Source organism: Cyanobium gracile UHCC 0281, from assembly GCF_034931305.1.
GTDB classification, from domain to species: domain Bacteria; phylum Cyanobacteriota; class Cyanobacteriia; order PCC-6307; family Cyanobiaceae; genus Cyanobium; species Cyanobium gracile_A.
Genome location: NZ_JAYGHY010000013.1, coordinates 42,206 through 51,403, shown reverse-complemented (window position 1 = coordinate 51,403; position 9,198 = coordinate 42,206). Strand labels below are relative to the sequence as shown.

The window sequence follows — 9,198 nt, the reverse complement described above, 5'->3', positions numbered from 1 at the left end:
GCCCATCCCTAGCTGGAGCTGGGGTGGCAGCGGGCGTGGGCGGCCACCAGGCTGGCCATCAGGGCCTCCGGCTTGAGGGGCTTGGCGAGGACCTCATTCATGCCCGATTCCAGGGCAGCGGCCCGCTCTTCGGTGGAGGTGAAGGCGGTGATCGCCACGATCCAGGGCCGCTCCGTCTGGCCGGTGGCGGCGCGGATGCGGCGGGTGGCTTCCAGCCCATCGAGCCGGGGCATCTGCACATCCATCAGGATCAGATCGGGGTCGAGGCTGCCCTGGCGTTCCAGCGCCTCCTGGCCATCGACGGCGGATTCAGGCGCGTAGCCCAGACGCCGCAGCATCAGCTCACAGAGCCGCCGGTTCACCGCACTGTCGTCCACCACCAGGATGCGCAGGGGATGGCTTGCCGCGAAGTTGTCCCCGTCCGTCGGGGTCGGAGCGGCCGCAGGAGTCGGAGGGGGAGCCTCGGCCACCGCTTCCACCGGCAAGCTGAAGCTGACCACGCTGCCTCGCCCGGGGGTGCTCTCCACCTTGATCGTGCCGCCGAGGGCCTCCACGAGCTGCTGGCTGATGGCCAGCCCCAGGCCGGTGCCCGGAAGGGGGGTGTTGGCGGAGGCCTTCAGTTGGGTGAAGGGTTGGAACAGGTGCCCCATCTGGTCGGCGGCGATGCCGACACCGGTGTCGGTGACCGCGAACACGAGAAGCAGCGGGTCGCGCCTCGGATGGGCCGGAGCCTGAACGGAGACAACGACGCTGCCGGCGTCGGTGAACTTGATCGCATTGCCGATCAGGTTGAGCAGGATCTGGCGCAGGCGGATGGCGGCGGTGCGGATGACCGGAGGAACCTCCGGTCCCATCACCAGAGACAGGGCGATCGACTTGGCCAAGGCGAGGCTCGAGCAGGTGGCCAGCGTGTCCTCGACGAGGGAACGCAGCTGGCACGGAGCCCGTTCGATCACCAGAGTTCCTGACTCGTTCTTGGTGAAATCGAGGACTTCATTGAGCAGGGTGAGCAGGGATTCCCCCGAGTTGTGCACGATGTCGAGGCATTCCCGTTGCTGAGCGGAAAGGTCCGTGGCCAGCACCAGGCCCGTCATGCCAATGACGCCATTGAGGGGGGTACGGATCTCGTGGCTGAGGGTGGCGAGGAACGTGCTCTTGGCGCGGTCGGCCGAGGCCATGGCCTCGAAGGCTTTGGCGCGTGCCTTCAGGGTGCGGCGGTGGGAGCTGGCCGCCAGCACCGAGAGTCCGGCACTGCCGAGCAGACCCAGCCCAAAATCCCGCCGCAGAGGCAACTGTTCCTCGTAAAGCCGGGCCAGCGAAAGATCGATCCCGACCACACCCACCACCCGCCCCTGGCTGTCCTTAAGGGGGGAAAAGCCGCTCAGGAAGGTGCCCCATCGGTCGGTGTAGGGACTGGGGCTGACGGTGGTCTGGCCGGTGCGGGCCGCCAGGCGGGCCGCCTCCGGCGCCTCGTCGTAGAGCTCACCAGGGGTCGCGACGGGGGTGGTGTCGCCCTTGTTTTTGATGAAGTAAGAGGTGTCGAGGCCGAAGCGAAGGCCTTCGGGCGTGGGCGTGAGTTCATAGGCATAGAAGATCTCAGGCACGAGCTTGCGCAGCTTCAGCAACGGCGCGCTGGCACGGACGTAGGCCGGATCTCCCATCTGCTCGGGCCGGGTGAGGCTGGCGGTGAGGGTTGGATCCATCTGGCTGGCCGCGATGCTTACCAGGATGTGCAATCGTTCGCGAACCCTGGTCCGCAGCAGCTCACTGGCGGCCCGGTAATTGATCGTCAGCGCCACCGCCGCGACGGTGAAGACCGTGGCGGCCATCAGCACACTCTCGCGGCGAATGCGCCGGCGTCTCATTTCTGGGGTGGAGCCGTAGGGATCGCGCTCGGACAACCCGAAGACGCCGAACACACGGGGAAACCAGCCAGCCAGAAGCCCTCACCTCATGGCACCTCCTTTGTCTACACCGGCGGCACCCCCCGCCGCGACCCCACCCGACGGCATGAGGAGATGTGAACCCCCGTCCGGTCCATCACGGGACCCTGCGAACGTTTGATCAGGTGATACAGCTGCCCATGCCCGCGAACGTGGCTCCCCGCGAAGCGGCCCGCCTGGAGGCGCTGAACGACTACCGCATCCTTGATACGGACGCCGAGCAGTCGTATGACGACATCACCTTTCTGGCCGCCCAGCTCTGCGATGTACCCATCGCCCTGATCAGCCTGGTGGATTCCGATCGGCAGTGGTTCAAATCCAAGTTCGGCCTGGACGTGAGCGAAACGAGCCGCGATGTGTCCTTCTGTGCCCACGCCATCCTCGGCGACCGGACCCTGGTGGTGAAGGATGCCCGTGAGGATGATCGCTTCCGCGACAACGCCCTGGTCTGCAGCGAGCCCAACATCGTCTTCTATGCGGGGGTGCCGCTGTGCACGCCGGCCGGCGCCCGACTCGGCTCCCTCTGCGTCATCGATCGCCGCCCCCGGGAACTCAGCGCCCTGCAGATCCGCTCCCTGGAGACGCTGGCCCATCAGGTGGTGCTGCAGCTGGAACTGAAGCGCAGCTCCGATCAGCTTGCTTCGGCACTGCAGCGCATCGATGTGATGGAGAAGCTGATCCCGATCTGCTCGTACTGCAAGGGGATCCGCAACGACCAGGGGTACTGGCAAAGCGTCGAGGCCTTCATCAAGAGCCACGACAACGTGGAGTTCTCCCATGGCGTGTGCAACGCCTGCATGGCCAAATACTTCCCGGAAGTGGCTCCCTTCGCGGAAGGCTCTGCGGAGGAAGCCGATCAGCCCTGATCGCACCCGTGCTGAGGCGAATCCCCTGATGGGGGCTCAGCCGGGTTGGGGGGTTCGCAGCTTGTAGCCACTGTCAATGGTGCTGTCGGGCAGCGGTTGGCTTTCCTCGTTGGGGATCATCACCTCGATGTAGGCGGCGCCATCGTGGGTGTCGATCTGATCGAGCACCTGGTCGAGGTCCGCCACGGTGCTCACCTTCGCCGTCAGCCAGTTCCTGCAGCCCAAAGCCTCGGGCAGCCGGTGGTACTGGACGGCCGCCAGATCGTCGTAGCCGTGACCGCGCTCACTGATCACATCCTCGATGCCGAAGAGGCCGTTGTTGAGCACAAAGATCCTGGGTTTGACGCCGTAGCGTCCCATCACCGCGATCTCATTGAGGGTGAGCTGGTGGGAACCGTCGCCGGTCACCATCCAGGTATGGCCGGAGGTCTTGGCCATCACCACCCCAAGGCAGGCCGGCGTGGCCCAACCGATGGATCCCCAGAGGCCCTGGCCTTCTGCGCTGACACCTTGCGGCAACAGCATGCGGTTGAGGTGCGTCATGCAGGTGCCTGTTTCGATCACCACCGTGTCCCCGGCACGCAGCCGTTGCTGCAGGCGTGGGTAGAAGGTCGCCGATGTGGTGGGATCGGCGGCCGCACCGGTGAGGGCCGGTGCGGCGAGCTTCAGGCCGTGGTCAGCACAACGGGTGGTGACGCGCTCGCAGAGGGCGTTCAGCACATCGTCGATCGCCACATTCACAAAAACCTTCCCACCAGCCCGCACCCAGTTGTCGTGGATGGAGACAAGCCTTGCCGGGTCGTACTGGCCCGTCCACAGACCCGTGTTGAGTTCCGTGGTGACGATGCCGCCGATATCGAGCACGAGATCGGCCTGGCCCACGCAGTCCCGCACCGCTTCCGAGGACGACCAGTCCCCCGCATAGAGACCCACGTACTGGGGCATCGCCTCATCGATCGTGCCCTTGTCGTTGGGGGTGAGGGCGGTGGGAAGATTCGTTTTGCGGATGAACTCCAGCGCCTTCTCTCTGACGCCGTAGCGGCTCACCAGATGGGTCAGCACCGCCACCGGATGGCTGGCCGCCTCCAGCCGCGACAGGATGGTTTGCACAGCGGCCTCCAGCTCCTGGGGCACGCTGCGTTGACGCTTGACCGCCGTGAGCGGCTGCCCGGCGGCGGGGGTGCCGATCACCGGCAGGCCACCGTTCACCTCGGAGATCACGAGATAGGCCGGCATGCTCTGCCGCAGCGCTTCACGGATCACCCGCTCCAGCTCATCGATGCAGTTGTCGGGGCTGAGCACGGCGCTCACGCAGGCGGCGGCAGCCGAGAGGGGCTGAAAACGGTCGTAAACGTTGTCGCCGAGATTGTGGTGCGTGATCAGCCCCTGCTTCTGGATGCGCTCACTGGGCATGCCCACCAGGTGAAACACCGGCAGGCGATGGGCCTTGCTGCCCATCACGCCATTGATGGCCGAGAGTTCCCCCACGCCATAGGTGGTGGAGAGGATGGCCGCACCGCGGATGCGGGCGTAGCCATCGGCGGCGTAGGCCGCGTTGAGTTCGTTGGCGCAGGCCACCCACGACAGGCCGGGCACCAGCTCAGCGGCATCATCGATGGCAAAGGCATAGTCACCGGGCACCCCGAAGATCCGGTCGATCCCCAGTTGGGACAACCGATTCAGGGTGTATTGGGCGACGGATGGTGACGCCATGGCTGCTGTGACGAACGCTACAAAAAACCTAGCCAGCCTGAAATTTTCGGCCGCCTATCGACGACTCCTTCATCAACGCGGCGGCGGCGATCGCGGCGTCGCCGCGCCGGTGGATCTCGCTGGCGTAGTCGGTCCAGGTGCCCTGGCCCCAGTAGCGGAAACAGCTGGTTTCCAGCAGCAGCAGGTGCAGCAGGGCCTGCTGGTAGGGCTGGCTCTGGGTGACGCCGGGATCCTGGGCCACCAGAGGATCGAACAGCTGGTGGAAGCGGGCGCTGAGCTGGTTCATCGGCTCCAGCACGTTGGCGTAGCCCTCCACCCAGCTGAGGTTGTTGGTCCAGGAGGCGCCGGCCATCGAGAAGGAGGGATCGCTGGCCTGGAGCTGGGCGATAGCCGCCGCTGTGGCCTCAAGAGTGGCCTCAGGAATGGCCTCGGAAGTGGGTGCGCCGCCCAGCTGCTGCCAGAGCTTGTGCTGTTGCACCGCCTGAATCTTCGGGAAGTCTGCTGAGGTCACACCGGCAGCCTCCAGCAACTCGAGATACTCCGTGCCGTTGATCGCCACCGTGGCTGGCCCACTCCCCTTGGTGGCGATGGTGTGATGGGCCTGGAGGAAGGCGGACGGGAACTCATTCATCATCACGCCACCGTTCTCGCCATCGGCAATCTGCGACACCAGCGACGGCACCGTGCTGGCTCCCAGCACCTGTCGGCCCAGCCCCAGAGCTTCGTAGCAGGGCTGCATCTGGCCCACGAGCTTGGTGTCGGAGCCCTGGGTCTTGATCAACACCGTGATCGACATCGCTTCGCCGCTGGAGTTGCGCGCCACGAGCTGGTTGGGGATGTACTTCTGCTCCTGAGGCAGGCCTGAGCCGTCGAGGTTTTCGACACTGTGTTCCTGCACCAGCAGCCAGCGGTAGCCGCACTCCTTGAGGGCCTTGACGAACTCAAACAGCGTGTCGGGATGGTTGGGCAGGTGCATTTCCGGGGGCGAAAAGCCCTTCACCCGCGCCAGGGCCTCCCGCCCGAACAGGGCCGCGAACTGGTGCTGCCAGGCCAGGATCTGCAGCTTCAGATCGGGAATCGGGGTGGAGGGGGCCACGGCATGGCTCCAGAAGGTGCCAAGCCACTCCACATGGGGCTGGAGAACGGGATCGCAGGCGAGTTGCTTGAGGGCATCCAGCACATCGCGCCGGCCCATCTGCTCCAGGCCCCAGAGCAGATTGCCCGAATAATCCAGCATGATCCGGGGATTGCAGCCCTCGCCAACCAGCTGGGGGAGGAGGTCGGCCAGGCGCCGGTAGCACTGGGCAAAGGGTTCAGCGTTGTGGTTATCGCCTTCACCCTGGTGCTCGAACATGTACTGCAGATGGGAGATCAGCTCGCCATGCGCCCCGGCGGGGATCGTGGGCTGGTGCATGTGGAGCGCGCAGGCAAACCCGGAACGGATCTCCTCCAGCCTGAGGTTGGTGCGGGGCAGAAACACCGGGCCGGGCTGCTGCACCAGGGCAAGGATCTCCGCTTCTGAACCAGCGATCGGCGGCAGGGCAGGGTCGGTCATGGCTGGGGTTGGGGGTGCCCGCGCGCTGGGCAGGTCGTGCGGGATCAGTCTGCGGGCCAGGGGGAAACGCTGCTGTCGCCATCCCTGCGCCAGGCTGGATCGATGACGTTGCCAGTGCCAGGAGTCCCCAAGCCATGACACCCCCAGGTCTGTTCCGGCGTCGGCGGGTAGCCGCCACGGCCATCGCCGCCGCCGTGGTCGGGCTGGCGCTGCATTGGATCGGGGTGGGCCGCGGGGGGCCGGCAGCGGGCGCCGCCGACAGCGAGCTTTCCGCCGAGGTGGGGCGCCGCTACGGGGGCATGAAGCGTCTGCTGTTTCCCGGCCAACCGGAAATCTCCGTGGCCGAGTGGCTGGCGCGGCCCAAGCAGCGGCCGGCGGTCCTGGTCGATGTGCGCGAGCCGCACGAACGGCGCGTCTCGATGCTGCCGGGGGCCATCACGAAGGAGGACTTCGAGCGCAACAGCGCCCGCTACCGCTCCTGGGTGGTGGTTCCTTACTGCACCATCGGCTTGCGCAGCGGGATTTACACCAGGGACCTCAGACGCCAGGGTTTCGAGGTGCGCAATCTGGCGGGCAGTGCCCTGGCCTGGGCCCATGCCGGCCTGCCGTTCGAAGCTAGAGGCAAGGCCACCCGCCGGGTGCATGTGTACAACGCCGATTGGAACCTGCTGCCCCGCGGCTATGAGCCCGTCGTCTCGAAGGCGCCGCCATCGACTCCCTGAAGAGCCTGCATTGTGCCAACAGAAGGCCATCGTCCCATGAAGCCGATCGGCTCCACATGCGATGCAGGAGATGGAGGTTCTGAGCCACATCAAGCTGCTGACAGGTGAGGCCGCCGTGCCGACCAACGGCGCCACCGGCCACCAACTCCTAGGGTTGGAACACTTGAGAAAACGCCAGATGCAGAACCCTCTCCTCCATCTGGCCGCCGTGCTACTGGCCCTGCCGCTGCTGAGCCCTGGCCCAGCTTTGGCACAGAAGCGGATTCCCAAACTGCCGGGAAACGACCAATGCCCGCTTGGTTATGTGAATGATCTGAAGCAGCATTGCAACTCACCCATTTACTACCAAGTCAGGCCCACCTACGGCAAGCCCTGTCTGTCGGGTTGGATGAACATCGGAGCGGGCTACTGCAAGAAGAAGACCCTGGGCATCTTCTGATCACCCAGGCCTGCTGAGGCCCCTCAGCCAGTGGCGCCCACGGGCTTGTCGATCGGGGCGCCACGCCTCAGGGCCGATTGAGTCGACCAGGTTGGTTGAACAGGATCTGGCGGTGGCCATGCGTCAGGTGAACATGCACGAAGCCAAGACCCACCTCTCCCGCCTTGTGGAGGCAGCGGCGGCAGATCAAGCGTTCGTGATCTGCAAGGCCGGCCGGCCGATGGTGCGCGTCACCGCCCTGGAGGACGCCACGAACGCAGCACCTGAGCGGCGACGCCTGGGCCTGCTGCAGGGGCCATGCGATGTGCCCGACGACTTCGATCGCAGGCCGGGCAAGGCTCACCTTCAACGGCATCACCCGCTATGGCAACGGTGCCACCTCCCTGATCGGCGGCAACGAGCTGAGCTTCAGGGGGATGATGCGCGGCCGAGGGGCGAACAAGGGGCAGCAAAGCTACTGATGCTGATCAGGCGTGTGGAGCCCTTTGATCACAGCACGGGCCAGATCGGCTTCGGTGATCTCCGGAATCTCGTCATACTCTTCGGATTGGATCACATGCGCATCCACACGCTGAAGATCCGAGCGAATCGGATCGTCAGGAGAAGTGGTGGCCAAAACGAAGTTGCTCTCTTGCATTGGCCTTACGCATCGAAATGATCTGACGGAAAAAGGAACGCTGGGTGTAGACGATCACAACCACGTGACCCTCCAGCAGACCCAGGCAAACAGTCCGAACCTCACTATAGTCGCGCCGCAGGTCTTCAAACTCCAGGGTCCTCCCGGCAAAGACGCGTTCAGCATCGAGAAAATCCAGCCCTCGCTGCTCCAGGGTGCGCAGCCGCTTGAGGGGATCAAAGCGGATCACCGTCCTGCGTGGCTGGGGTGGAGCCGCTGACTGAACCCTCGTGCAGGGTGGGCATGGCAAAGGGAGAGGGAACCTCAAAGGGCAAGTGCCACCCCCTGTCACACCCGCCATGATGCCCCCATGCCCCCGCCCCAGCGCAGGACGTGGCCCGGCGGATCCTGGGAAGCGCATGGTGGGCCGGGTGCTCACCGGCAACGGCATCACCACCTAGGGCGATGGCCACGACAGCCTGATCGGCGGCGACGAGTTGAGCGATGACGAGCGCGACGGGCTGCTGGAGCACTGCCGCCAGCGCCTTGATGCCTTCCGCGAGCAGCGCGGCGAAGAGGTGTTTGCCCACCGCAGCCTCCACCGCAGCCTGATCAGCGGCTCGGTGAATGTCCGGATTGGGTTTGTCTGTGATCAGGAGCCGAACAGCTGGGGATGGCTCTGCGCAACGCGATCGGCGCACCAGCCGCTACCAGAGCTCAGCGTCAACCACTTGGTCCAACTGGTCAGCCAGGGCTGGAATGCTCTCGGAAACAATCTGCCAGATGGTGTCTTCTTCCAGGCCGAAGTAGGCCTGCGCCAGAACATCGCGGAGGCCAGCAATGCGCCGCCAGGGCAGCTTGGGGTGCCGCTCACGGACCGCTGGCGGGATCTGTTTCGCCGCTTCACCCAGCACCTCCAGGTTGCGGAGTACGGCGTCAACCAACATCTCGTCCGCAAGAAAGTGCTGCTTGGCAAGCCCCTGGCGGTAAAGGAACAGTGACCAATTGCGGGCACTTCCCCTTTCAGGCAAGAGGAATGGCCTCCTGCTCAATCCGCTGTCGCGGTTCAGGGCGAAGACCTCGGCGCGTCGCCAGGTCCACCCGAGCGCTGAGCAGGTCTTCCAGGGCCAGCTTGAGGTCCACATACTGCTCAAAACTGGGGCTGGAGGGGAAATCCACCAGCAGGTCCACCACGTCGCTCTGCAGCCCTGCCGCCCCGTGGATCACAGAGCCGAAAACGCGAAGATCCTGGCCACCGTGGGCGGCGATGAGCGCGAGCGACTCTGGCGCCAACTGCCTGAGCCGCTGAAGCGTGGGTGGCTCTCTGGGATCCATGGCTCGCAT

11 protein-coding genes are annotated in these 9,198 nt (G+C 65.3%); 4 read left to right on the top strand and 7 right to left on the bottom strand.

Features of this window, described 5'->3' with window-relative positions:
• Nucleotides 1-8: 8 nt before the first annotated feature.
• Nucleotides 9-1,865, bottom strand: coding sequence for an ATP-binding protein (locus VB739_RS06210; RefSeq protein ID WP_323356228.1), 1,857 nt, complete (start codon nt 1,863-1,865; stop codon nt 9-11).
• 218 nt (nt 1,866-2,083) lie between these two features.
• Here VB739_RS06210 and VB739_RS06205 point away from each other — a divergent pair, with 218 nt between their 5' ends.
• Entirely contained in the window at nt 2,084-2,809 is a 726-nt protein-coding gene (locus VB739_RS06205) for a GAF domain-containing protein (RefSeq protein WP_323356227.1), read from the top strand.
• 36 nt (nt 2,810-2,845) lie between these two features.
• Here VB739_RS06205 and VB739_RS06200 read toward each other — a convergent pair whose 3' ends face one another.
• Nucleotides 2,846-4,522: an alpha-keto acid decarboxylase family protein gene (locus tag VB739_RS06200; RefSeq protein ID WP_323356226.1), complete on the bottom strand. Its 1,677-nt coding sequence runs from the start codon at nt 4,520-4,522 to the stop codon at nt 2,846-2,848.
• A 28-nt stretch (nt 4,523-4,550) separates the two neighbouring features.
• Nucleotides 4,551-6,077, bottom strand: a complete 1,527-nt coding sequence (locus VB739_RS06195; protein ID WP_323356225.1) for a glycosyl hydrolase family 57 — start codon at nt 6,075-6,077, stop codon at nt 4,551-4,553.
• Nucleotides 6,078-6,211: 134 nt separating this feature from the next.
• Here VB739_RS06195 and VB739_RS06190 point away from each other — a divergent pair, with 134 nt between their 5' ends.
• The 3 genes from VB739_RS06190 to VB739_RS06175 all read left to right on the top strand — a co-directional run bounded on the left by VB739_RS06190 (nt 6,212) and on the right by VB739_RS06175 (nt 7,699).
• On the top strand, nt 6,212-6,799 hold the full coding sequence (locus VB739_RS06190) for a rhodanese-like domain-containing protein (RefSeq protein ID WP_323356224.1): 588 nt from the start codon (nt 6,212-6,214) through the stop codon (nt 6,797-6,799).
• Nucleotides 6,800-6,977: 178 nt separating this feature from the next.
• The gene (locus tag VB739_RS06185) at nt 6,978-7,238 is read left to right on the top strand and encodes a hypothetical protein (protein WP_323356242.1); all 261 of its coding nucleotides are present in this window, start codon (nt 6,978-6,980) and stop codon (nt 7,236-7,238) included.
• A gap of 302 nt (nt 7,239-7,540) precedes the next feature.
• A complete protein-coding gene (locus VB739_RS06175) occupies nt 7,541-7,699 on the top strand; it encodes a hypothetical protein (RefSeq protein ID WP_323356245.1) in 159 nt (52 codons plus the stop codon).
• 135 nt (nt 7,700-7,834) lie between these two features.
• Here VB739_RS06175 and VB739_RS06170 read toward each other — a convergent pair whose 3' ends face one another.
• The 4 genes from VB739_RS06170 to VB739_RS06155 all read right to left on the bottom strand — a co-directional run bounded on the left by VB739_RS06170 (nt 7,835) and on the right by VB739_RS06155 (nt 9,147).
• Nucleotides 7,835-8,104, bottom strand: coding sequence for a BrnT family toxin (locus tag VB739_RS06170; RefSeq protein WP_323356223.1), 270 nt, complete (start codon nt 8,102-8,104; stop codon nt 7,835-7,837).
• Nucleotides 8,091-8,456 carry a hypothetical protein gene (locus VB739_RS06165; RefSeq protein WP_323356222.1) on the bottom strand — a complete coding sequence of 122 codons (366 nt, stop codon included), beginning with the start codon at nt 8,454-8,456 and terminating at the stop codon, nt 8,091-8,093. Before VB739_RS06165 ends, VB739_RS06170 begins: the two co-directional genes overlap by 14 nt.
• A 105-nt stretch (nt 8,457-8,561) precedes the next feature.
• Nucleotides 8,562-8,801, bottom strand: a complete 240-nt coding sequence (locus VB739_RS06160; RefSeq protein WP_323356221.1) for a DUF86 domain-containing protein — start codon at nt 8,799-8,801, stop codon at nt 8,562-8,564.
• Nucleotides 8,802-8,877: 76 nt separating this feature from the next.
• On the bottom strand, nt 8,878-9,147 hold the full coding sequence (locus VB739_RS06155; protein WP_323356220.1) for a nucleotidyltransferase family protein: 270 nt from the start codon (nt 9,145-9,147) through the stop codon (nt 8,878-8,880).
• Between the last annotated feature and the right edge of the window lie 51 nt (nt 9,148-9,198).

Excerpts from the sequence above, each read along its gene's own strand:
- VB739_RS06210 (WP_323356228.1), bottom strand. The coding sequence starts at position 1,865 with ATGAGACGCCGGCGCATTCGCCGCGAGAGTGTGCTGATGGCCGCCACG.
- VB739_RS06205 (WP_323356227.1), top strand. The coding sequence starts at position 2,084 with ATGCCCGCGAACGTGGCTCCCCGCGAAGCGGCCCGCCTGGAGGCGCTG.
- VB739_RS06200 (WP_323356226.1), bottom strand. The coding sequence starts at position 4,522 with ATGGCGTCACCATCCGTCGCCCAATACACCCTGAATCGGTTGTCCCAA.
- VB739_RS06195 (WP_323356225.1), bottom strand. The coding sequence starts at position 6,077 with ATGACCGACCCTGCCCTGCCGCCGATCGCTGGTTCAGAAGCGGAGATC.
- VB739_RS06190 (WP_323356224.1), top strand. The coding sequence starts at position 6,212 with ATGACACCCCCAGGTCTGTTCCGGCGTCGGCGGGTAGCCGCCACGGCC.
- VB739_RS06185 (WP_323356242.1), top strand. The coding sequence starts at position 6,978 with ATGCAGAACCCTCTCCTCCATCTGGCCGCCGTGCTACTGGCCCTGCCG.
- VB739_RS06175 (WP_323356245.1), top strand. The coding sequence starts at position 7,541 with ATGTGCCCGACGACTTCGATCGCAGGCCGGGCAAGGCTCACCTTCAAC.
- VB739_RS06160 (WP_323356221.1), bottom strand. The coding sequence starts at position 8,801 with ATGTTGGTTGACGCCGTACTCCGCAACCTGGAGGTGCTGGGTGAAGCG.